Source organism: Streptomyces orinoci, assembly GCF_003121295.1.
GTDB classification, from domain to species: Bacteria; Actinomycetota; Actinomycetes; order Streptomycetales; family Streptomycetaceae; genus Streptomyces; species Streptomyces orinoci.
Window position 1 is genome coordinate 1,134,415 of sequence record NZ_PHNC01000029.1, and the last position, 22,288, is coordinate 1,156,702.

General features: G+C 70.9%; 23 protein-coding genes and 1 tRNA gene. 10 read left to right on the forward strand and 14 right to left on the reverse strand.

What is annotated here, in order from left to right:
• Positions 1–26 precede the first annotated feature (26 nt).
• From CV755_RS19870 to CV755_RS19880, 3 genes are read right to left on the reverse strand one after another with little or no spacing between them, the layout of a single operon-like run.
• Positions 27–854: a putative RNA methyltransferase gene (locus CV755_RS19870; RefSeq protein WP_422070581.1), complete on the reverse strand. Its 828-nt coding sequence runs from the start codon at positions 852–854 to the stop codon at positions 27–29.
• 21 nt (positions 855–875) lie between these two features.
• Positions 876–1,655 (reverse strand): ABC transporter ATP-binding protein, encoded by a 780-nt coding sequence (locus CV755_RS19875; protein WP_109279872.1) that lies wholly within the window; start codon positions 1,653–1,655, stop codon positions 876–878.
• Complete coding sequence (locus CV755_RS19880; protein ID WP_109281539.1) at positions 1,648–2,541, reverse strand: ABC transporter permease; 894 nt, start codon at positions 2,539–2,541, stop codon at positions 1,648–1,650. Before CV755_RS19880 ends, CV755_RS19875 begins: the two co-directional genes overlap by 8 nt.
• Before the next feature lie 116 nt (positions 2,542–2,657).
• On the opposite strand from CV755_RS19880, the gene CV755_RS19885 reads away from it, so the two are divergent.
• On the forward strand, positions 2,658–3,344 hold the full coding sequence (locus CV755_RS19885; protein ID WP_109281540.1) for a TetR/AcrR family transcriptional regulator: 687 nt from the start codon (positions 2,658–2,660) through the stop codon (positions 3,342–3,344).
• 105 nt (positions 3,345–3,449) lie between these two features.
• Here the strand turns inward: CV755_RS19885 and CV755_RS19890 are convergent.
• The 7 genes from CV755_RS19890 to galU all read right to left on the reverse strand — a co-directional run bounded on the left by CV755_RS19890 (position 3,450) and on the right by galU (position 8,603).
• Positions 3,450–3,526: transfer RNA gene (locus CV755_RS19890), tRNA-Ala, on the reverse strand.
• A gap of 86 nt (positions 3,527–3,612) precedes the next feature.
• Positions 3,613–4,614 (reverse strand): divisome protein SepX/GlpR, encoded by a 1,002-nt coding sequence (gene sepX / locus CV755_RS19895; RefSeq protein ID WP_109281541.1) that lies wholly within the window; start codon positions 4,612–4,614, stop codon positions 3,613–3,615.
• Positions 4,615–4,743: 129 nt separating this feature from the next.
• Positions 4,744–5,364: a GNAT family N-acetyltransferase gene (locus CV755_RS19900; RefSeq protein WP_109281542.1), complete on the reverse strand. Its 621-nt coding sequence runs from the start codon at positions 5,362–5,364 to the stop codon at positions 4,744–4,746.
• On the reverse strand, positions 5,361–5,855 hold the full coding sequence (locus tag CV755_RS19905) for a MogA/MoaB family molybdenum cofactor biosynthesis protein (protein ID WP_109281543.1): 495 nt from the start codon (positions 5,853–5,855) through the stop codon (positions 5,361–5,363). Before CV755_RS19905 ends, CV755_RS19900 begins: the two co-directional genes overlap by 4 nt.
• Positions 5,852–6,343, reverse strand: a complete 492-nt coding sequence (gene moaC / locus CV755_RS19910; protein WP_109281544.1) for a cyclic pyranopterin monophosphate synthase MoaC — start codon at positions 6,341–6,343, stop codon at positions 5,852–5,854. Before moaC ends, CV755_RS19905 begins: the two co-directional genes overlap by 4 nt.
• Positions 6,344–6,403: 60 nt before the next feature.
• Positions 6,404–7,696, reverse strand: coding sequence for a molybdotransferase-like divisome protein Glp (gene glp / locus CV755_RS19915; RefSeq protein ID WP_109281545.1), 1,293 nt, complete (start codon positions 7,694–7,696; stop codon positions 6,404–6,406).
• A gap of 4 nt (positions 7,697–7,700) precedes the next feature.
• Entirely contained in the window at positions 7,701–8,603 is a 903-nt protein-coding gene (gene galU / locus CV755_RS19920; RefSeq protein WP_109281546.1) for a UTP--glucose-1-phosphate uridylyltransferase GalU, read from the reverse strand.
• Between the two features lie 101 nt (positions 8,604–8,704).
• Between galU and CV755_RS19925 the strand changes: the two genes are divergently transcribed.
• The gene (locus CV755_RS19925) at positions 8,705–9,340 is read left to right on the forward strand and encodes a 5-formyltetrahydrofolate cyclo-ligase (RefSeq protein WP_193553433.1); all 636 of its coding nucleotides are present in this window, start codon (positions 8,705–8,707) and stop codon (positions 9,338–9,340) included.
• Positions 9,341–9,362: 22 nt separating this feature from the next.
• Here CV755_RS19925 and CV755_RS19930 read toward each other — a convergent pair whose 3' ends face one another.
• On the reverse strand, positions 9,363–12,128 hold the full coding sequence (locus CV755_RS19930; RefSeq protein WP_109281548.1) for a penicillin acylase family protein: 2,766 nt from the start codon (positions 12,126–12,128) through the stop codon (positions 9,363–9,365).
• A gap of 195 nt (positions 12,129–12,323) precedes the next feature.
• Between CV755_RS19930 and CV755_RS19935 the strand changes: the two genes are divergently transcribed.
• The 6 genes from CV755_RS19935 to mscL all read left to right on the forward strand — a co-directional run bounded on the left by CV755_RS19935 (position 12,324) and on the right by mscL (position 17,727).
• Positions 12,324–13,841, forward strand: coding sequence for a potassium/proton antiporter (locus CV755_RS19935; RefSeq protein WP_109281549.1), 1,518 nt, complete (start codon positions 12,324–12,326; stop codon positions 13,839–13,841).
• Between the two features lie 290 nt (positions 13,842–14,131).
• On the forward strand, positions 14,132–15,409 hold the full coding sequence (locus tag CV755_RS19940; RefSeq protein WP_109281550.1) for an MFS transporter: 1,278 nt from the start codon (positions 14,132–14,134) through the stop codon (positions 15,407–15,409).
• A 66-nt stretch (positions 15,410–15,475) separates the two neighbouring features.
• Positions 15,476–15,772 (forward strand): FmdB family zinc ribbon protein, encoded by a 297-nt coding sequence (locus CV755_RS19945; RefSeq protein ID WP_109281551.1) that lies wholly within the window; start codon positions 15,476–15,478, stop codon positions 15,770–15,772.
• A 128-nt stretch (positions 15,773–15,900) separates the two neighbouring features.
• Positions 15,901–16,746 carry an S-methyl-5'-thioadenosine phosphorylase gene (locus CV755_RS19950; RefSeq protein ID WP_422070571.1) on the forward strand — a complete coding sequence of 282 codons (846 nt, stop codon included), beginning with the start codon at positions 15,901–15,903 and terminating at the stop codon, positions 16,744–16,746.
• Between the two features lie 138 nt (positions 16,747–16,884).
• Positions 16,885–17,124 carry a hypothetical protein gene (locus CV755_RS34285; RefSeq protein WP_153068711.1) on the forward strand — a complete coding sequence of 80 codons (240 nt, stop codon included), beginning with the start codon at positions 16,885–16,887 and terminating at the stop codon, positions 17,122–17,124.
• Between the two features lie 114 nt (positions 17,125–17,238).
• Positions 17,239–17,727 carry a large conductance mechanosensitive channel protein MscL gene (mscL, locus tag CV755_RS19955; protein WP_109281552.1) on the forward strand — a complete coding sequence of 163 codons (489 nt, stop codon included), beginning with the start codon at positions 17,239–17,241 and terminating at the stop codon, positions 17,725–17,727.
• A gap of 174 nt (positions 17,728–17,901) precedes the next feature.
• Here mscL and CV755_RS35180 read toward each other — a convergent pair whose 3' ends face one another.
• Positions 17,902–18,075: a hypothetical protein gene (locus CV755_RS35180; RefSeq protein WP_164503302.1), complete on the reverse strand. Its 174-nt coding sequence runs from the start codon at positions 18,073–18,075 to the stop codon at positions 17,902–17,904.
• 56 nt (positions 18,076–18,131) lie between these two features.
• On the opposite strand from CV755_RS35180, the gene CV755_RS19960 reads away from it, so the two are divergent.
• The gene (locus CV755_RS19960) at positions 18,132–19,355 is read left to right on the forward strand and encodes a low temperature requirement protein A (protein ID WP_109281553.1); all 1,224 of its coding nucleotides are present in this window, start codon (positions 18,132–18,134) and stop codon (positions 19,353–19,355) included.
• Positions 19,356–19,368: 13 nt separating this feature from the next.
• On the forward strand, positions 19,369–20,466 hold the full coding sequence (locus tag CV755_RS19965) for a P1 family peptidase (RefSeq protein ID WP_109281554.1): 1,098 nt from the start codon (positions 19,369–19,371) through the stop codon (positions 20,464–20,466).
• A gap of 46 nt (positions 20,467–20,512) precedes the next feature.
• Here CV755_RS19965 and CV755_RS34720 read toward each other — a convergent pair whose 3' ends face one another.
• Together CV755_RS34720 and CV755_RS19975 are read right to left on the reverse strand one after the other, a co-directional pair.
• Entirely contained in the window at positions 20,513–21,478 is a 966-nt protein-coding gene (locus CV755_RS34720; protein ID WP_161968722.1) for a transporter, read from the reverse strand.
• Positions 21,475–22,287: an ATP-binding cassette domain-containing protein gene (locus tag CV755_RS19975; protein WP_153068712.1), complete on the reverse strand. Its 813-nt coding sequence runs from the start codon at positions 22,285–22,287 to the stop codon at positions 21,475–21,477. Before CV755_RS19975 ends, CV755_RS34720 begins: the two co-directional genes overlap by 4 nt.
• Position 22,288 lies beyond the last annotated feature (1 nt).

A 22,288-nucleotide genomic window follows, 5' to 3' on the forward strand; every position in this document is an offset into this window, starting at 1 on the left:
GATCGCGCCGTAGAACACGCCGTGGGTCACGCCGCCCGGAACACCGTGATCCGGCAGGAGACCGTCACGGGGAAGGGAACCGTCAACCGCTCGGTGCGCCGCCGCAGTTCATCAGGATCCACATGGTGCGCACTCGGCCCCATCAGCACCAGGTTCGCTACGTCCTCGGCGCCCAACGTGGCGCGGAACTCCACCCGTTGCTCGCTCTCCGGCCGGAACCGGTCGCCCAGGGAGCGCCGCAGCCGCTCCTCCTTGGCCTCATCCACCGTCAGCAGCCCGGCGGCGCCGCGTAGTTCGGCCAGATGACCCGGTGTCGGCGTCAGTACCACCAGCGCCCCGCCGGGCCGCAGCACCCGGTGGAACTCCGGGCCATTACGGGGCGCGAAGACATTGAGCACCACATCAACCGAGCCGGAACGCACCGGCAGCGGCCGCCAGACGTCCCAGGTGGCCGCGCTCACCCGGGGGTGCGCCCGGGCCGCCTGCCGCAGGGCGAACTTGGAGACGTCCAGCGCCAGTCCGCGGGCCCCGGGCACCGCCTCCAGGGCCGTGGCCAGGTAGTAGCCGGTGCCCGCCCCGGCGTCCAGCAGGGTGCCGTCCGGCGGACAGCACTCCGCCACCGCCCCGGCCACCGCGCGGGCCAGTGGTGCGTAGTGCCCCGCCCCCAGAAAGGCGGCCCGGGACCGCACCATCTCCGCGGTGTCCGCGCTGCCCGCCCGCATTCCGCCGGTGAGCAGCCCCGCATACCCCTGCCGGGCCATATCGAAGGTGTGGCGGTTGGCGCAGCGCAGCGAGCGGTCGGCAAGCAGCAGTTCTTCGCCACAGACCGGACAGACAAGGACGTTGTTGAGCACGCCCGAGGCTAACACCGGCACTCAGCGAGCCGTCTCCTTCTCATAGGCCGAAACCACTTCCTCGGTGGGCCCGTCCATCATCAGCTCACCGCGTTCCAGCCACAGCACCCGGTTGCAGGTATCCCTGATGGAGCGGTTGTTATGACTGACCAGGAACACCGTGCCCGCCTGCTCGCGCAGTTGGCGCACCCGTTCCTCCGAGCGCTTCTGAAACGCCCGGTCGCCGGTGGCCAGCGCCTCGTCGATCATCAGGACGTCATGGTCCTTGGCGGCGGCGATGGAAAACCGCAGCCGGGCCGCCATGCCCGAGGAGTACGTCCGCATCGGCAGGGTGATGAAGTCACCCTTCTCATTGATCCCGGAGAAGTCCACGATCTCCTGGTAGCGGGCGCGGACCTGCTCCCGGGACATGCCCATCGCCAGACCGCCCAGCAGGACGTTCTTCTCGCCGGTGAGGTCGTTCATCATCGCCGCGTTGACCCCCAGCAGCGAGGGCTGGCCATCGGTGTAGACCTTGCCGCGCTCGGTGGGCAGCAGCCCCGCGATCGCCTTCAACAGCGTTGATTTCCCGGACCCATTGGAGCCGATCAGACCGATCGCCTCGCCCCGGTAGGCGGTGAAGCTCACACCCTTGACGGCATGCACCTCACGGACGCCCGCACCCGGCTTGCGGCGGATGATGCGGTTGAGGGCGGCGGTGGCACTGCCCCGCCCGGTACTGCCACCATGCACCCGGTAGACGATGTGCACATCGTCCGCGATCACGGTGGGAATGCGCTCGTTCTGCTTCTGCTCAGCCACGGCCGTACTGCTCCTCAGCCTTCCAGAAGTAAATGAAACCGCCGATGCCCAGGACGACCGCCCAGCCAATGGCCAGCAGCCAGACATGGTGCGGCAGCGGAGCACCCTTGACATGCCCCATCAGGGAGAAACGCATCAGGTCGATATAGACGGCGGCGGGGTTGGCGCTGACCAGGTCCACCACCATGGGCGAGGCATGCATCCGCTTGAGGTTGTTGATCAGCGGATACATCACGCCGGACAGATACATCCAGGTGCGCAGGATAAAGGGCAGCAGCTGTGCCAGGTCGGGGGTCTTGCTGCCCAGGCGGGCCAGCACCATGGCCAGTCCGGTATTGAAGAGGAACTGGCAGACCAGCACCGGAATCACCAACAGCCAGGAAAGCCGCGGTATATGGCCGCAGCCCACCATGATGGCCAGCAGCACCACCATGGAATACAGCAGCTGCTGGAGCTGCTGGAGGGCGAAGGAGACCGGCAGCGCCGCCCGCGGGAAGTGCAATGCGCGCACCAGCCCCAGATTCCCGGATATCGCCCGGACGCCGGCCATCGCCGAACTCTGGGTGAAGGTAAAGACAAAGACCCCGGTCACCAGGAACGGAATGAACGCCTTGGGGGTGCCGTCTCCCACATGGCGCTTGCTGTCCAGCAGCAGACCGAAGATGAGGTAGTACACCGCCGCGTTCAGCAGCGGGGTGGCCACCTGCCAGACCTGTCCCAGCTTGGCCTGGCTGTACTGGGCGGTCAGCTTGGCCCGGGAGAAGGCCAGGATGAAGTGCCGCCGGGCCCATAGCTGCCGGGCGTAATCCGGCAGCGAAGGCCGGGCGCCGCTGACCGACAGGCCGTACTCGGCGGCCAGCTCGGCGGCGGGCGTCTCTACGGTCACCTGCGCACTCTCAGCTCTCGATCGACACGACGGAACGGGACCGTTCCGTGAGCGCCACGCTAGAACACTCGCGCGTCGGAACGCAACCGTTCCGTCCTCGCGGTAGGCTCGGGCGCATGGAGAAGGAGTCAGTGCAGAAGGAGCCGGCGCCAAAGGAGCCCTTGGACAAGAAGCCCGGGGACAAGGAGCCGGCCAAGCCGCGCCGCACCCCCGCGGGCGCCGCGGTGCTGCGCCCGGAGGTCACCGACGCGATCCGCGCCGCCGTCTTCGAGGAACTCGCCACCGTCGGCTACGGCCGGCTGTCGATAGAGCGGGTCGCCCGGCGGGCGGGCGTGGGCAAGGCCGCCATCTACCGCCGCTGGCCCTCCAAGCTGCCCATCGTCCTGGACCTGGTCTCGGCCCTCGCCGAACAGGGCGTGCCCGCTCCCGACACCGGCACCCTGCATGGCGACATCAAGGCCCTGCTCAAGGCGATCGCCCGGATCATGCGGCACCCGGTGGCCCACCAGATCATCCCCGATCTGCTGGCCGAGGCCGCCCGCAATGACGACATCGCCCAGGCGCTGCGCACCGCCCTGCGCGACTCCCAGCAGGCCATGGCCGAAGCGGTGGTCCACAAGGCCGTCACCCGCGGCGAGCTCCCGCCGGACGCCGATGTCACCCTGGCCGTGGATCTGGCCAGCGGCCCCCTCTACTGGCGCCTGGTCATGGGCCGCGCCGCGCTGCCCCCGGACTATCTGGACACCCTGACCACCGCCATCTGCGCGGCCCTGGGCGCCCCGGCCCCGTCCCGGGCGGGATAGCCGGCTCTGGCGCCCCGTCAGGAGCTTTGCCGCTCACCCCGGCGCCTGACGGCCGGTCAAATAAAAAGATCCCGCCCGATCGAAGCGATCGGACGGGATCGTTGCTGGTGGACCTGAGGGGATTTGAACCCCTGACCCCCTCGATGCGAACGAGGTGCGCTACCGGACTGCGCCACAGGCCCTTGCAACGAGTGAAACTCTAGCACCCCCACAGGGATGGTTGGAAATCGCTCCTCTGCCACCCCGTCGCTGGTCAGCGCAGCGAGCGTCACTCATTGGCCGCACGCGGGCGGCTGCCGTCCTCGGCGTACTGGTCGAACAGCGGAGTACGGCCGCGGTCCCGGGAACGGCGGCGGGGGCGTACCCCACGGCGCTCCTCGGGGGCCGGGCGGCGGTCGGCGGCGGGCTCGGCGGTGCTGGAGCGGGCCGAGCTCCAGGTGTCGGCGGCGCCGAGGTCCACGCCATCGGTGGCCCGGGGGGCCACCGGGGCGGTGACATAGGTCGGCAGCGGCACCGGCACCGGCTCCCAGCCGTCGCCCGCGTCCCGGTCGCGCTGCTGGTCCACCCACTCGGCGTGGTCGGTCTGCTCCACCAGGGCCCGCCGGTCGGCGCTGCGCGGCGAGGGCTCGGGGGTGGGGGCCGGGTGCACGGCGGTGTCAGCGGTCTCGCCCGCGTCCACCGCCGGTGAAGGGCGGGGCCGGCCCTCCCGCAGCCGCTGCGCGGCCAGTTCGGCCCGGCGCTGGTCCATTACAAAGGCGAACCGCCGCCGCTCCTGGACCCGCAGATAGCAGATATAGGCGCTCAGCAGCAGCGCAGGTCCGGCGGGAGCCCACAGGAACTCCAGGCCACCCACGCCGGCGACCACCGCGCCCAGGGTGAAGGCCAGGAACAGCACCACCGTGGTGCGCCGGCGGCGGGCGAGGACCTTGGAGCGCCGGGCCCGCTCGGCCGGGGTCGGTGCGTGACCGGGGGCGTGCGCGGCGGGCGGCCGGACGGGGGCCGGCTCGGCGACCGTCTCGGGTTCGGCCGGACGCGGCTCCGGCTCGGCGGCCTCCGCGGGTACGGGCGCATCGGCCCGGGTGCGCCCCTCGAGTTCCTTGGCGTACCGGCGCTCCATGCCCGCCCGTCCGGACAACAACCGGATGGCGGTGCTGAAGCGTTCCGTCGGACGGGCTTCGTTGAGCTCGTCCTGCCTACGGAGCCACATCGGCACCAAGTAGGCGGCCCAGGCTCCGACGATGACTGCGTAGATCAGGCCGCTGCTGCTCACAGGCACACGGTAGAGGGGCGCGCGCAAGGGATTCCGCCAATTGGCGCGGTGTGTCGCACGAACCGGCTGATATCTCGAACTTTTTTTGTGATTTCCGGGATCGGAGCCGATCGAATTCGAACATTTATTTTATTTCTCGGATCGGTGCCGCTGGGCACGGTGCCAGCGGGAGAGCAGTCCCTCGGTCATCTCGTCCGCCGTCAGCGCGTACACCAGGTGATCCCGCCAGGCGCCGTCGATGTGCAGATAACGCGGCCGCAGCCCCTCCTCGCGGAAGCCGAGTTTCTCCACCACCCGGCGGCTGGGCAGGTTCTCGGGGCGAATGCAGACCTCCAGCCGGTGCAGGCCCAGGGTGCCGAAGCAGTAGTCGGTGACCAGCGCCACGGCGGTGGGCATCACCCCGCGGCCCGCCACCTCCTGGTCCACCCAGTAGCCGATATGGGCCGAGCACATCGAGCCCCAGGTGATCCCGGCCACGGTGAGCTGGCCCACCAGCCGGCCCTGGTACTCGATCACAAAGGGCAGCATCCGGCCCGCATGGGCCTCGGCGCGCAGATGCCGGACCATCTGCCGGTAGCTGGGCCGCCGGGCGGGCAGCGCGCCGGGCGGCGGGGGCGGCACGGTGGCCTCCCAGGGGCGCAGCCAGTCGCGGTTGCGCCGGTTGACCTCCCGCCAGGTGCGCTGGTCGCGCTGCCGGATGGGACGCAGGGCCACATCCCCGTCCGCCAGCTGGACCGGCCACAGGCTCATGCGGTGGTCCGGGCGTCCGGTCTGGGGTGGTCACCGCCGTGCAGCTGCTCCACCGCGTGCACCAGCAGCCGCCCCAGCACGGCCAGGCCGTCCCGGACGCCGCCGGTGGAGCCGGGCAGATTGACGATCAGGGTGCGCCCGGCGACCCCGGCCAGGCCCCGGGAGAGCGCGGCGGTGGGCACCTTGGGCAGGCCCTCGGCCCGGATGGCCTCGGCGATGCCGGGCACCTGGTAGTCCAGCACCTTCGCGGTGGCCTCCGGAGTGCGGTCGGAGGGGGTCAGGCCGGTACCGCCGGTGGTGACCACCGCGTCGTACCCGGCCGCCACCGCCTCCCGCAGGGCCGCCTCCACCGGGTCCCCGTCCGGGACCACCCGGGGGCCGTCCACGGTGAAGCCCAGCGCGGCCAGGCCCTCGGCCAGCAGCGGGCCGCCGCGGTCCGGGTAGACCCCGGCGGCGGCCCGGTTGGAGGCGGTGACCACCAGCGCCCTCATGACCGGCTCCAGGAGCCGGACTTGCCGCCGGTCTTCTCCTCGACCCGGATGTCGGTGATCACTGCGGCCTTGTCCACCGCCTTGACCATGTCCACCACCGTCAGGGCGGCGACCGAGACCGCGGTCAGGGCCTCCATCTCCACTCCGGTGCGGCCGGTGGTCTTCACGGTGGCGGTGATCTCCACGGCGTCGTCGGTCACCCCGAGGTCCACCCGGACACCGGAGACATCCAGGGGATGGCAGAGCGGGATGAGGTCGGGGGTGCGCTTGGCTCCCATGATGCCCGCGATACGGGCGGTGGCCAGGGCGTCGCCCTTGGGGATGCCGCCGCCGCGCAGCAGCTCCACCACCCGGGGGGCCACCAGCACCCGTCCACTGGCCCGGGCGGTGCGGGCGGTGATGTCCTTCTCCGAGACGTCCACCATGCGCGCCGCGCCCGCGTCATCGAGATGGGTGAGGCGGACGGGCCGGTCCTGGGCGCTGCTCATCGTTCTCCCGGTCCAGTGCGGTCAGCAGTGGGCAGACACCGTACCCGGCGCCGCGGGCGGTCAGCCGAGCAGGATCACCTCGACCTCCGTCCCGGCCGGGACGGAGGTGACCTCCTCCGGGACCACGATCAGGGCGTTGGCCTCGGCCAGCGCCTTGACCAGGTGCGATCCCGGACCGCCCACGGCGGTGACGGTGCCCTCGGCATACCGTCCGCGCAGATACTGACGGCGGCCCCCGGGCGAGGAGCCGATCGCCTCGGCGCACCGGGCGCGTACGGTGCGCCGGTCCTGGGGTTCCAGCCCCATCAGGGCCCGTACCGCGGGACGGACGAAGAGCTCGAAGGAGACATAGGCGCTGACCGGGTTGCCGGGCAGGGCGAACAGCGGCACTCGGTCCGGGCCGATCCGGCCGAAGCCCTGCGGCTTGCCGGGCTGCATGGCCAGCCGGCGGAACTCCACCCGGCCCTCCTCCTCGGTGAGCTCCGAGAGCGCCTCCTTGACCACGTCATACGCCCCCACGCTCACCCCGCCGCTGGTGACCACCAGGTCGGCGCGGATCAGCTGGTCCTCCAGGGTGGCGCGCAGCGTCTCCGGGTCGTCGTGCACGGTGCCCGCCCGGTAGGGCTGGGCTCCGGCGTCCCGGGCGCAGGCGGTCAGCACAAAGCTGTTGGAGTCATGGATCCGGCCGGGCGGCAGCTCCTCGCCGGGCGGGACCAGCTCGCTGCCGGTGGAGAGCACCACCACCCTGGGCCGGGGCCGCACCGGTACGGTGGCCCGGCCGATGGCCGCCAGCAGCCCCAGCTGGGGCGGGCCCAGGATGGTGCCGGCGGCCAGCGCCAGCTCCCCGGCGCCCACATCGCTGCCCTTGGCCCGTACATGCTCCCGGGCCTTGACCGGGCGGAACACCCGGACCTCGGCAGCACCCGCGGCGGGCATGGCGTCCACCGGCCCCCCGCCCAGCCCACCGTCGGTCCACTCCACCGGAACCACGGCCTCCGCTCCGGGCGGCAGCGGGGCCCCGGTCATGATCCGGGCGGCCTCGCCGGGCTCCAGGGCGGACGGGCGCGCGCCGCCCGCCGCCACATCACCGGCCACGGTGAGCACCGCCGGGAACTCCTCGGTGGCGTCCCGGACATCGGCGGTGCGCACCGCGAAGCCATCCATGGAGCTGTTGTCGAAGGGCGGCAGCGGGGCGGGCACGATGACGTCCTCGACCAGCACACACCCCTGGGCGTCCAGGAGTTGCAGCTCGATCGGCTCCAGCGGGCGGATCTTCCGCAGGATGTCGTCGAGATGCTCGTCCACCGACCACAACTGCGGCCGCTCGATGGCATCTTGGGCGGTGCTGCTCAAAGCGCTACATCTCCTCGGTGACGTAACTGCGAAGCCAGGCGCGGAAGTCCGGGCCCAGATCCTCGCGTTCGCATGCCAGTCTGACAATGGCCCGCAGATAGTCGCCGCGGTCCCCGGTGTCATAGCGGCGGCCCTTGAACACCAGGCCGTGCACCGGGCCGCCCAGGCCGGGTTCGGCGGCCAGCGCCTGAAGGGCGTCGGTCAGCTGGATCTCGCCGCCGCGGCCGGGCGGCGTCTCACGCAGCACCTCGAAGACGGCCGGGTCCAGCACATAGCGGCCGATCACCGCGTAGTTGCTGGGCGCCTCGGCCGGGTCGGGCTTCTCCACCAGGCCGGTGACCTCCACCACATCCTCGATGTCGGTGGGCTTGAAGGCCGCGCAGCCATAGAGATGGACCTGGGAGGGATCGACCTCCATCAGCGCGATCACGCTGCCGCCGCGCAGCCGCTGGATGTCCACCATGCGGGAGAGCAGGGGGTCCCGGGCGTCGATCAGGTCGTCGCCCAGCAGCACCGCGAAGGGCTCATTGCCCACATGCGGGGCGGCGCACAGGATGGCATGACCCAGGCCCCGGGGGTCGCCCTGGCGCACATAGTGGATGGTGCCCAGGTTGCTGGACTCCTGGACGCGGGAGAGGCGGGACTCGTCGCCCTTGCGCCGCAGGGCCTCTTCCAGCTCGTAGTTGCGGTCGAAGTGGTCCTCAAGGGGGCGCTTGTTACGGCCGGTGATCATGAGGACGTCAGACAGACCCGCGTTGACCGCCTCTTCCACCACATACTGGATGGCCGGCTTGTCCACCACCGGCAGCATCTCCTTGGGAGTGGCCTTGGTGGCGGGGAGAAAACGGGTTCCGAGCCCGGCGGCGGGGATGACAGCCTTGCTGATCCGGGGGCGCGCTTGAGTCATGGGTCGAACACTATCCGTTGCGTAAGGGCGAAGATACGGCTTCACCGAGTATGGCCCCCGAAAATGAGTTTGTACGAACAATTGATGATCGGGAGGGCTTGATGGCCGGCGCCAAGGCGGAACTGCGGCGCTCCCTGCTGGCCGCACGGGCCGCGCTGAACGCAGAGCAGCGGGCGGTGGCGGAGCGTGACCTGGCCCGGCACGCGCTTGGCCTGCCGGAGCTGACCGGGGCGGGCACCGTGGCCGGCTATGTGTCGGTGGGCAGCGAGCCGGGCACCCGGGCGCTGCTGGAAGCGCTGCGCACCCGGGGCGTGCGCGTCCTGCTGCCGGTGCTGCTCCCCGACAACGACCTGGACTGGGCCCGCTACCGGGGCCCGGAGCAGCTGCGGCCGGCCGGCCGCGGTCTGCTGGAGCCGGACGGCGAGCGGCTGGGCCCAAAAGCGGTGACGGAGGCGGACGCGGTGCTGCTGCCGGGCCTGGCGGTGGACGGCCAGGGCCTGCGGCTGGGGCGCGGCGGCGGCTCCTACGACCGGGTGCTGGCCCGGCTGGCGCGGGCGGGGACCGATCCGGCGCTGATCGTCCTGCTCTATGCGAACGAGGTGGTCGCGCGGGTTCCCCGGGAACCCCACGACCACCCCGTCCACGCGGTGATCACCCCCGACGGCCTGCGCCGGTTCCGGCGCCCCCAAGGGGCGCGGGGAACTGCGCGACCGGCCACCGACGGCCCGCAGTCGTAGCACCTCGCCCGACGGCGGAGCCCTAAGGCTTCAGCGTCAGCGTGTCGTCCCCCGCCTTGTTCACCGCGTCCGCGCTGAACGCCCAGGGCAGCAGCTCGCCCTTGGCCCACTTGTCCGTCTGGTCGTAGTAGTGGGCGTTATAGGCGTGCCCGGAGGCGCCGGTGAGGTTTATCCACCGGGACTTGTCCAGATCGCCCAGGTTGACCACCATCCGCATGGACGGCACCCAGACCACGCCATAGCCGCCCGCCGCGTTCCAGCCGGCCGCGTTGACGGCGGCCTCGCCGCCCGCCAGGTTCCACGGGCCGCGGTTGAGCAGCCAGCGCACAATGGCGGGGCCCTTGGTGCCCAGCGTCTGGTTGCGCAGGGTCAGCTGGTGCAGCCGGCCCCAGCTCCAGGAGTTGACGTCCTTGCCCAGCTTGGCGGTCAGCTCCCAACGGGCGTCCTGCATGGCCTTGTTGAGCAGTTCGTCCCGGTTGGTGGCGCCCGGGTTGGCACGGGTGCCATTGGTCTTCCACCACGGGCTGTCCGGCTTGTCGAGGATATTGCGCACCACCTCGAACCAGCGGTCGCCGCCGTCCGGCTGCGCCGAGTCCGGGTCCCGCTCGCCGCACTCGGTGACCAGCCGGGTGTTGCCGTTGAGGTCCTCCTGCGGCCCGGAGTCATTGGCCGGGCGGACCCGCAGGCACTGGCCCTTGACCCGCAGCTCCTTGGGCAGCTTGTTGCCGAAGGCCAGCTTGAGGACATTGCGCCAGACCGCGTTGAAGTACGCGGCCGCGGGCGAGTCGGCGTCCTGGTTGTAGTCCCAGTCCTTCAGCAGCTTCTGCGCGTCCCGGACGTACTGGGTCTCGCGCTCATTGGCGGCCTTGACCTTGACCTTGAGCAGGTAGGGCGTCAGCAGCTTGCCGATCTCGCTGCTGTTGTCCATCTGCATCTTCTGCATGTCGTCCGTCGAGATCTTCCCGCCGTCCTTGATCTTGGACTGGATCAGATCGTTTATCCGCTGGCTGCGGGTGCCATAGCCCCAGTCGCCGGTCAGCTTGAACGGGTAGTCCTTGCCCACCACGGCCTGGTTGGCGGTGACGATATAACCGCGCGACGGGTTGTACTCCCAGGGCAGCGCGGACTGCGGCAGGTAGTCCTTCCAGCGGGTGCTGGGGTCCCAGCCGGCCGCCGGGAGACTGCCGTCGCTGCCCTTGCCGCGCACCGGGATCCGGCCCGGCGCCTGGTAGCCGATATTGCCCTTGGTGTCCGCGTAGATCAGGTTCTGCGAGGGAACGTCGAACTCGCCCGCGGCCTTGCGGAATTCCTGGAAGTCGGTGGCCTGGTCCAGGGCGAAGACCGCGTCCATGGTGCGGCCCGGCTCCAGGGCGGTCCAGCGCAGCGACACCGCATAGCCCTCGGCCCGGTCCGGCGCCGGGTCCTTCACCGGTGCGTCCTGGCCCACCTTGCCCAGCTCGTCATTGCGGTCCGAGACGATCGGCCCATTGTTGGTGGAACGGATGGTGAACTCGCGGGTGGCACCGCCGGCGACCTTGACGGTCTCCTTGCGGGTCTGGAGCGGCAGTTGCTTGCCGTCAAAGAGGTAGGTGTCCGAAGTGACCTTCTCCAGATAGAGATCGGACACATCCGCACCCAGATTGGTCATGCCCCAGGCGATATCGGCATTGTGGCCGATCACCACGCCCGGCATGCCGGAGAAGGTGTAACCCGCCACGTCATAGGGGCAGGAGGCGCTGACCTTGGTGCAGTGCAGCCCCATCTGGTACCAGAGCGAGGGCATCTGCGGTGCCAGATGCGGGTCGTTGGCCAGCAGCGGCTTACCGGTGGCGGTGTACTTGCCGGACACCACCCAGGAGTTGGAGCCGATGCCATTGCCATTGGGGCCCAGCAGCGCCGGGACCTGATCCAGCGTCCTGGACAGCGAGGACAGCCCATTGCGCAGCCCATTGGCGGCGTTGGAGCCGCCCGTCGTGATGCCGGTGCCCGGGATCCGCGGGGTCTCGGACGGGGTGCCCTTGGGGTCGAAGGTCTTGGTCAGCGGGTCATAGGAACCGCCCTCCACGATCGGCTTGTTGCGGTCGTAGGGGTACGGCGGGTACAGCTCGTCGATCTGCTTGGCGCTCAGCCGGGTCGCCGCCAGCGAGCGGTCGATCTCGTCGCGCATATTGGAACGCAGGTCCCAGGCCATGGCCTTGAGCCAGGCCACCGAGTCCACCGGGGTCCACTGCTCCGGCTTGTAGTCGTTCTGGAACTTCAGGACCGCGTACTCCACCGACAGCGACTTGCCCTGATGGTCCTTGAGGTAGGCGTTGACGCCGTCCGAGTAGGCCTGGAGGTACTTCTTGGTGGTGGCCGACAGCTTGGTGTCGTACTCCTGCTGGGCCACCCGGCGCCAGCCCAGGGTCCGTACAAAGGCGTCCGTCTCCACCTGGCTGTCACCGAACATCTCGGAGAGCCGGCCGGCCGTCAGATGCCGGCGGACGTCCATCTCCCAGAACCGGTCCTGCGCCTGGACAAAGCCCTGGGCGCGGAAGAGGTCCTCGGCGTTGTCCGCGTAGACCTGCGGAATGCCATTGCCGTCCCGGACCACCTTGACCTGGCCGGACAGCCCCTTGAGCTGAAGGGTGCCGGTGGTCTGCGGGAAGGAGGCGCGGACGGTGCTGACGCTCCAGTACGCGCCGTATCCGACGCCCGCCACGAGCAGCAGCACAAGGGTGATCACGAGCAGGCGGGCGCGTCGCCCCTTCTTCTTTTTGCCGGAAGGGCCGGTCTTGTTGGCGGGCATCGCTGTCCTTCGCGGGGCAGGGTGGTCCTGGAGTGCTGGAAGCAACCATAGGCGCAGGGCGGCCGGCGGCCCGACGCGGAGTGGCCGCAGCGCCCCGGACCGGACAGCGTCCGCCCCGAACCGCGTTAAGAACCCGTAAAATATTAGATGAGGAAATCAAGTTCTGGTCCACACAGCTAGTGATGGGAGCGGCCCCTGACTGTCCACCACCTCAATGAACTCCTGCTGGTGTGCTCGCTGGTGCTGCTGGTAGCGGTCGCCGCGGTGCGCATCTCCTCCCGCAGCGGGCTGCCCAGCCTGCTCGTCTATCTGGGCATCGGCGTAGCGATAGGCCAGGACGGCATCGGCGTCCACTTCAATGACGTGGGCCTGACGCAGGTCATCGGTTATGCGGCCCTGGTGGTGATCCTGGCCGAGGGCGGCCTGGGCACCAAGTGGCACGAGATCAGACCGGCCCTGCCCGCCGCCGCCGTCCTTTCCACTGTCGGCGTGGCCGTGAGCGTCGGCGTCACCGCCTCGGCCGCGCACTATCTGGCGGGCATCGACTGGCGCCAGTCACTGATCATCGGTGCGGTGGTCTCCTCCACCGACGCGGCCGCCGTCTTCTCCGTCCTGCGCAATGTCCCGCTGCCGGCCCGTCTCACCGGTGTGCTGGAAGCCGAGTCCGGCTTCAATGACGCCCCCGTGGTGATCCTGGTGGTGGCCTTCTCGGCCGCCGGACCGGTCGATCACTGGTATCTGCTGCTGGGCAGGATCGCCCTGGAACTGGCCATCGGCGCCGCCGTGGGCATCGCCATCGGCCTGCTGGGCGCCTATGCCATGCGCCATGTGGCATTGCCCGCCTCCGGCCTCTATCCCATCGCGGTAATGGCCATCGCCACCATCGCCTATGCGGGCGGCGCGCTGGCCCATGGCTCCGGCTTCCTGGCCGTCTATCTGGCGGCACTGATACTGGGCAACGCCAAGCTGCCGCACTGGGCGGCCACCCGAGGCTTCGCCGAGGGGCTCGGCTGGATCGCCCAGATCGGGATGTTCGTCCTGCTCGGCCTGCTGGTCACCCCGCATGAGCTGGGCGCCGACTTCCTCCCCGCGCTGTTTGTGGGCCTGGTGCTGACGATGGTGGCCCGGCCGGTGTCGGTCCTGGTGAGCACCGCCCCGTTCCGCACCCCCTGGGCGGAGAAGGTGCTGCTGTCCTGGGCGGGGCTGCGCGGCGCGGTGCCCATTGTGCTGGCGACCATCCCCATGGTGGCCGGGGTCCCGGACAGCCGCCGGATCTTCAATATCGTCTTTGTCCTGGTGATCGTCTACACCCTGGTCCAGGGCCCGACCCTGCCCTGGCTGGCCCGGCGGCTGCGGCTGGGCGAGGCGGAGGCCGAGGACCTGGGCATCGAGTCGGCGCCGCTGGAACGGCTGCGCGGCCATCTGCTGTCGGTGGCCATCCCGCCCGGCTCCCGGATGCATGGGGTGGAGGTCTCCGAGCTGCGGCTGCCCGCCGGATCGGCGGTCACCCTGGTGGTGCGCGAGGGAGCCAGCTTTGTCCCGCTGCCGTCCACGGTGCTGCGGCGCGGGGACGAACTGCTGGTGGTGGCCACCGACCCGGTGCGGGACGCGGCCGAGAAGCGGCTGCGGGCAGTCGCCGAGGGCGGCAAGCTGGCGGGATGGCTGGGGACTACTGGTGACCGTGGTGCGGCAGGTATGGTAAGGAAGAAGTAGGTCTTTTGTTCGCATTGCCGGGTCTCGGCCCGGCAGTGCGGACCACTGCTCTGCCGGGTCTCGGCCCGGTGGTGCGGGGACCGCTTTTTTCTGACCCTTTGCTCGACCCCAAATCCGAACCAACTCTGCCTGATGCAGGGCTGGCGCGACCGCACGGCGGCCGTGGCCGCGTAACACAAGGCGGCCGGATCGGTATCTACCACGGTCCTGCGCGAGAGGACAGCTCTCGGCGCGCTCCGTTGGCGACCCTTCGTCCGGGGCGTGCTACCAGGTGGCGGAAAGGCCCGGCCGTGGCGACCACGGTCCACGACGACTCCGGGGCACGCCCCGGGTACGGACAGCTGCTGCGCACCCGCGGCGCCTGGACGTTCCTGCTCCCCGGCTTCCTGGCCCGGCAGCCCTTTGCGATGCTGACCATCGGCATCCTGCTGCTGGTGCAGCACACCACCGGCTCGTACACCACCGCGGGCGCCGTCTCGGCGACCGCGGGCGTCTCCATGGCGCTGTTCGCCCCGCAGGGCGGCAAGCTCGCGGACCGCTTCGGGCAGGCCGCGGTGCTGATCCCCGGCGTGATCATCCATGCCGCGGCGATCTCGCTGCTGATCAGCCTGGCGCTGTCCGGCGCCCCGCTGTGGGCGCTGTTCGCGGCGGCGGTGCCGGCCGGTGCGTCCACCCCGCAGATCGGCCCCATGGTGCGGGCCCGCTGGGCGGCCAAGCTGACCGGCACCCCGCTGATGGGCACCTCGGCGGCCTTTGAATCGGTCACCGACGAGTTCACCTTTGTGATCGGCCCGGTGCTGGCCACCGCCCTGTGCACCGGCGTCCACCCCTCCGCGGGCCTGGTCGCCGAGGCCGTGCTCACCCTGGTCGGCGGCCTGCTGTTCGCCGCCCAGCGGGGCACCCAGCCGCAGCCCGGCGGCGTCGCCGGCACCCGGGAGAAGGGCGCCTCCGCGCTCTCGGTGCCGGGTGTGCGGGTGCTGATCTGCGTCTTCCTGGGCATTGGCTCGGTCTTCGGCGGTATGCAGATGTCGCTGACCGCCTTCACCGAGTCCATCGGTCAGCCGGGCATCAACGGCCTGCTCTATGGCGCATTCGCGGCCGGGAACATGGGCGCGGGCATCGTCTGCGGCACCGTTGCCTGGCGCAGCGCCCCGCAGCGCCGGCTGCTGTTCGCCTACCCGCTGCTGACCCTGGCCACCACCCCGCTGTGGTCGGTGCAGTCGGTGCCGCTGCTGGGCGGCCTGGGGCTGCTGGTGGGCCTGTGCATCGCCCCCTCGCTGATCAACGGCTACACCCTGGTGGAGTCCCTGGTTCCGGCGAACGCCCGGACGGAGGCGTTCACCTGGCTGACCGGTGCGGTGGGCCTGGGCCAGGCGGCCGGGTCCACGGTGGCCGGGCGGCTGGTGGACAAGTTCAGCGCCCACACCGGCTTCCTGGTGCCGCTGGGCGGTACCGCGCTGGCCCTGCTGGTTCTGCTGACGCTGCGCAAGCGGCTCACTCCGGTGGGCGGCGGCACGGTCGTCGCCCAGCGTGGAGTCGGTCACCGAGACCCCGTCTCAGTGGACTGACGGAGCGGAATACTGCACTATGGAGCGTCGTTAGCACTCATTGAGTGAGAGTGCCAGGAGGAGCAAGTGCCGACTTACCAGTACCAGTGCACCGAATGCGGCGAGGGCCTCGAGGCGGTGCAGAAGTTCACCGATGACGCCCTGACCGTGTGCCCGAGCTGTGACGGACGCCTGAAGAAGGTTTTCTCCGCGGTCGGCATCGTCTTCAAGGGCTCCGGCTTCTACCGCAACGACAGCCGCGGCTCGTCGTCCAGCAGCACGCCGGCCTCGTCCTCGAAGCCGTCGTCGTCCACTTCCTCGTCCGCGTCGTCCTCGGCGTCCTCGTCGTCCTCTTCGTCGGCGAGCACCTCGACGGCCGCCTGACGAGCTCACACTCACCCATATCGCACCCTTTTCGTGCATCTCGCGCGATGGAGCCCACCGCCTGCCCGCGCAGGCCGTGGGCTCCTTGTGTCCATACGGGTCCGGTCCGGCCCGGCTAGGGTGATCGCATGGTGGACACGAGCATGGCCGACGCGCTCGGCACACAGGCTGAGATAGGGGTCATCGGCGGATCGGGGTTCTACTCCTTCCTCGATGATGTGACCGAGATCACCGTACGGACGCCCTACGGGGATCCCAGCGACTCGCTGTTCCTCGGCGAACTGGCCGGACGCAAGGTGGCCTTCCTGCCCCGCCATGGGCGCAAGCACCACCTTCCGCCGCACCGCATCAACTACCGGGCCAACCTCTGGGCGCTGCGTTCGCTGGGCGTCCGCCAGGTGCTGGGCCCCTGTGCGGTGGGCGGCCTGCGGCCGGAGTACGGGCCGGGGACGCTGCTGGTGCCGGACCAGCTGGTGGACCGCACCAGGTCCCGGGTCCAGACCTACTTCGACGGTGAGCCCATCGGCCCGGACGGCCGGGTCCCCGAGGTGGTGCACCTGGCCTTCGCCGACCCCTACTGCCCCACCGGGCGCGCGGTGGCGCTGGCGGCGGCGCGCGGCCGGGGCTGGGAGCCGGTGGACGGCGGGACCATGGTGGTGATCGAGGGGCCGCGCTTCTCCACCCGCGCCGAGTCCCGCTGGCATGCCGCCCAGGGCTGGTCGGTGGTCGGTATGACCGGGCACCCCGAGGCCGTGCTGGCCCGCGAACTGGGGCTCTGCTACACCTCCATGGCCCTGGTCACGGACCTGGACGCGGGCGCCGAGACGGGCGAGGGCGTCACCCATGAGGAAGTGCTGAAGGTCTTCGCGGAGAACGTCTCCCGGCTGCGCGAGGTGCTCTTCGACGCGGTGGGCGCGCTGCCGGCCACCGAGGAGCGGGACTGCCTCTGTGTGCCCGCCCACGCCCTTCCCTAACTCCCAGGGGTGAGCGGGCTGTTCACAACCCGCGCACCGTCCACAGGCTCCAGCGGGATCCGTGGAAAGCGGGCATGGTGAGGAGCGTTCCACCGAGCGCTCCGCCAACTCCCTACCAGCCGACAGGTGGTGGCCGCCATGCCCCCTTTCCCCTCCTCGCCGGAAGCGGCTCCTCCCGTACCGGCTCCTCCCGTACCCGCGGTACGAACCGTCCCGCCGCTTCCGCCCCATGTCCCGCCGCCCACGCGTACGGTGCCGCGGTTCGCCCCGGTGCGCGTCGGCGGGCGCCGGTGCGACGGAGCGGCGGCGTGGTTGCTGGCCGCGGCGGGAACGCTCTCGCTGTACGGCTGCCTGCTGATCTCCGGCCATCTCGGCTGAGCACGGCGCTGAGCACGGCGATGGATTGGACAGAGCGCCCAGGCCCTCTCGTATGGTGTGGAATCGACCATTCCAGGACAGGTGCGTCAGGCGAGCACAGAGAGAGGCCCTTCGGTGAGCGAGAAGACAACAGGAATCCTTGGCGGCTTCAAGGCATTCCTGATGCGGGGCAATGTGATCGACCTCGCGGTCGCCGTGGTCATCGGAGCGGCCTTCACCAACATCGTGAACTCCGTGGTGAAGGGCGTGATCAACCCGATCGTCGGCGCCTTCGGCACCAAGGACCTGGACCGCTACGCCTCCTGCCTCAAGGGCCCCTGCACCAAGAACGCGGCGGGCGAGGTCACCAAGGGCGTCTTCATCCAGTGGGGCGCGGTGCTCAGCGCCTCGCTCACCTTCCTGATCACGGCGGCGGTGGTCTACTTCCTGATGCTGCTGCCGATGAAGCGCTGGCAGGACCGCCAGGCGGCCCGCTCCTCTGCCGAGGAGAAGCCGGCCGAGCCCACGGAGCGGGAGCTCCTCGCCCAGATCCGGGACGCCCTCCTCGAGCAGCGCCGAGGCCCGTCGGGCAGCACGGATTCATCGGTGCCCGCGCCGCGGTAGGCGGTTGGCGGGCCGGTCGCCGGGTGCCGTTCTCCAGAGCGGCCCCATACCGTCGGTCACTTGTCACATGCGGGCCGTCTGTGGCTGGTCGCGCAGTTCCCCGCGCCCCTGAAGGGGCGCCCCTGACGGTCGGCCGCCAACGCACGCCCGCCCCCACCTGCCGTAGGCGCACCCCTACAGGTGATGCGGCGGCTTCTGCTCAAGGAACCACGCAAGATCGCCCCCGGCGGGGGCCCGCTCGCCCCACCCCTCGTCCCGGTCGTCCGAGGACTGCCGGTCCAGCGGATCGTCGAAGACCAGCGCTGTGGCGGGATCCCGGCGCGGCGCCGGTTCGGGAGCGGTACTCATACCCCCAGCGTACGGCCCACCGCGCGCCACCCCACCGCCAAAGCGACAATCACCGCATGAGCGACCACTCCCCCACCACCCGCTCATACGGCGTCGTCCGCCGCATGACCGCCCGCGGCCGGGACGAGGAGCACCGCACCGCCACCCCCCTGGAGCTCTTCTTCGACCTCTGCTTTGTGGTGGCCGTGGCCCAGGCGGGCCGCCAACTGGTGCACGCCCTGGCCGAGGGCAACCCGTCCCATGGCATCCCCGGCTACCTGATGATGTTCTTCGCCGTGTGGTGGGCCTGGATGAACTTCACCTGGTTCTCCTCCGCCTACGACACCGATGATGTCCTCTTCCGGGTCACCACCCTGATCCAGATCGCCGGCGTCCTGGTGCTTGCCGCCGGAATTCCGCGCGCCTTCGACTCCGGGGACTTCCGCGCCGTCTGGTTCGGCTATCTGGTTATGCGGCTGGCCATGGTCGCCCAGTGGCTGCGGGCCGCCCACTCGGCCGCCGGCGCCGAGCGCTGTGCCGCCATGCGCTACGCCCAGGGCGTGAGCCTGTGCCAAGTGGGCTGGCTGGGGCTGCTGTTGCTGCCGCAGCACGCCAAGCCCTGGCTGTTTCTGGTGATGGCCCTGCTGGAGCTGACCGTTCCGGTGATCGCCGAGCGTCCGTACCAGACCGGCTGGCACCCGCACCATATCGCCGAGCGGTACGGCCTGTTCCTGATCATCGTGCTGGGCGAGACCGTCTCGGCGGCGACCGTCGCCGTGCAGTCCGGGGTGGACCAACACGGCGGCCTGGGCACCCTGTTGCCCATCGCGGCCGGCGGCCTGCTGCTGATCTTCGCCGCCTACTGGATCTACTTCGCCGTGCCCATCCATCTCCATCTGGCCTCCAACCGCCAGGCGTTTCTCTGGGGTTATGGCCACTATCCGGTCTTTGCCTCGGTGGCGGTGATCGGCGCCGGGATCGAGGTGGCCGTGGAGGAGGCGACCGGCAAGGCGCATATCTCCGCCCTCGCCGCCGCCGCGGCCGTCACCGTCCCGGCCGCGCTCTTCCTGTTCACCGTGTGGCTGGTGCACTCCCGCCACCAGAAGCGCGGCCTGGCCCAGCAGTCGGTGCTGCCGGTCTCCGCGGTGCTGGTGCTGGCCTGCACCTTCGGCGGCCGCTGGGCGGTGCTGCTGGCCGGGCTGGTGGCCACCGGCACCGTGGCCACCGGAGTCACGCTGACCACCAGGGCGGCCAGAGCCGGAGCGGCGGCGTCCGCCCAACAGGCCGGTACGGAAGCGTGATACGCATGAGGCCATGACCGATTCCCCGCGCACGGGACCGCTTGACGCCCTCACCGACATCCCCGGCCTGCGGGTCGGCCACGCCCGGCTGGCCGGTGAACGGGCCCTGTCCGGCACCACCGTGGTGCTCACCGAGCCGGGCGGTGCCACGGCCGCCGTGGACGTCCGCGGCGGCGGCCCCGGCACCCGGGAGACCGATGCCCTGGACCCCCGCAATCTGGTGCAGCGCGTCGAGGCGCTGGTGCTCACCGGCGGCAGCGCCTTCGGCCTGGAGGCCGCCGCGGGGGTGATGGCCTGGCTGGAGGAGGCGGGGCGGGGAGTACGCGTGGGCCCGGACCCCACCCAGGTGGTGCCGGTGGTGCCCGCCGCCGCCCTGTTCGACCTGGGGCGGGGCGGCGACTGGCGGGCCCGGCCGGATGCCGCGCTGGGCCGCCGGGCGGCCGAGGCCGCGGCCGCCGCCGGGCCGGGGACGCCGGTCGCCATGGGCAATGTGGGCGCCGGCACCGGTGCCGTGGCGGGCGGGCTCAAAGGCGGTATCGGCACCGCCAGCCTGGTGCTGCCCTCCGGGGTGACGGTCGCCGCGCTGGCCGCCGTCAACGCGGCCGGCTCGGTCGCCGACCCGCGAACCGGCGTGCTCTACGGCCGGCTTCACTCCGGTGAGCGGGTCGCCTACCCCGATGCCGGCCGCCATGAAGCCGCCCGGCGCACCCTGGCCGCCGCCCGGGAGGAGTCCGCCCGGCGCTTCGCCGCCTCGGTCCGGCCGCCGCTGAACACCACCCTGGCCGTGGTGGCCACCGATGCCGCGCTCACCCGTGCCCAGGCGCAGAAGCTGGCCGGTACGGCGCATGACGGTCTGGCCCGCGCGGTGCACCCGGTCCATCTGCTCACCGACGGCGACACCGTCTTCGCCCTGGCCACCGGCGCCCGCCCACTGGCCGCCGAGGAGGGGCTGCCGGAGGGGGTGGACTACGCCCTGGGCGCGGTCAACGAGATCCTGGCCGCGGGGGCGGAGGTGCTGACCCGGGCCGTGGTCAAGGGAGTTCTGGCGGCGGAGAGCATTGACGGCCCCGGCGGGGTCTTCCCCTCCTACCGGGACCTCTACGAGCTCTGAGCCATCCGGATCACCCGGATCACCCGGATCCGGGGCTGCCGCCCGCTCAGACCAGCCGGCGCCGCAGGGCGAGGCACACCGCCACCACCAGCGCCACCGCCGCCACCAGGTAGATCGCCGTCTCGATGTACTGGAAGGCCCAGAAGTCCCCGCTGGGATAGACCTTGTGATAGCGGGCGACAAAGCCATGGTCCGCCATGCAGCGCTTGAGCTCCGCCCCCGAAAACTGGCAGTACCGGTCGATGGGGTACTCCCGCCCCGAGCGGTCCAGATAGCCGAACTGCCCGGTGGACCAGGCACTTCCCACCGGTGTCCTGGGCGTCATCCCGGGGGTGACCCGCCGGGTGGGCGAAATCCAGTCGGAGCGAACGGAGTTGAGCAGCACCCGGATCCCCACCACCACCGCCAGGGTGCACCCCATCGCCGCCATGGTCCGCCGGAACAGCAGCCCCGCCGCCGTGCCCACCGCCAGGCCGAACAGCGCACAGGCCACCGCCGCCGGGCCGGTGGCGTTGAACAGGAAGCCGTCGTGCCAGTAGAGCCCGTCCAGCATGTTGGCGATGGGCGCCCACCACCAGGCCACCAGCGCGGCCAGGACCGCCGCACCGGCCGCCGTAGACCCGGCCGCCAGCGCGAACCGGCTGCCCAACCAGGCCCGTATGCCCACCCCTTGGGTGAGCGCCAGCTTGGCGGTACCGCTCTCCAGCTCCCGCCCGATCAGCGGTGCTCCCCAGAAGACGCCGATGATCACGGGCAGTGCGGCACTGAGCGCGCCCAGGGCGCGGATGCCATCGGTGTTGTCCCGCAGCACCCGTTCCGCGAGGTCCGTATCGGTCCGGGGGCACTCCGAGGCGTCCCAGCCCTTGCAGATCACCAGATGGTGGTCGTGGATGACCGCCATCATCTCCGACCGCCGCCAGGCCACCCAGGCCGCACAGATCAGCAGCGCGATGCCACCGGCCAGGATCAGGGCGCGCTGCTGGCGCCAGGCCAGCCAGTAGGTGCCCTTCACGCCACAGCCTCACCATCGGGGCAACGGCCGCCGGGGAAGCGGTCGTCAGGGAAACGGCCGGCGGGCGCACGCAAATGGGCCAGCAACAGCTCCTCCAGCGTGGGGTGTTCGGCGACCATCCGCGCGGGCGGCGTCCACTGCTCCGCCACCCGCAGCAGGGCGGTGACCTGGCGTCCGGTGACCGCGGATGCCACCACGGCGGTACGGTCCAGGCCCGTCGGCAGCCCGTCGTCCGTGGCCTCCTCGGCCCGGCCGGTGATCCGCAGATGCCCGTCGATCAGCTCCTGTGCGTCCCCCGCCAGCCGCACCCGCCCCTCGCGCAGCAGCAGTACATGGTCACAGACGCTCTCCAGCTCGCTGAGAATGTGCGAGGACAGCACCACGGTCACCCCGCGCTCGGCCACCTCGGCCATCACCAGGCCCATGATCTCGTGCCGCACCAGCGGATCGAGATCGGCCAAGGGCTCGTCCAGCAGCAGGAGTTGGGGCCACTTGCCGAAGGCCAGCGCCAGCGCTATCCGGGTGCACTGCCCCGGGGAGAGGGTGCCGACCTGGGCGAGGAAGGCGATATGCCGCCGGGCGGCGTCGGTGCCCGGCCGCTCGCCGTACACCAGCAGCTCTCCGCCGGTCGGCTGGAGCAGCCCGGTGGCCAGGTGCAGCAGGGTGCTCTTGCCCGCGCCATTGGGGCCGACGAGCCCGGTGACCCGGCCCGCCGGGACGGTGAAATCGCAGTCACGCAGCGCCCAGCCGCCCCGGAATCTGCGTCCGAGCCGGGTGGCCGTCAGGGCTGCCGGGGCAGTCGCGATCATC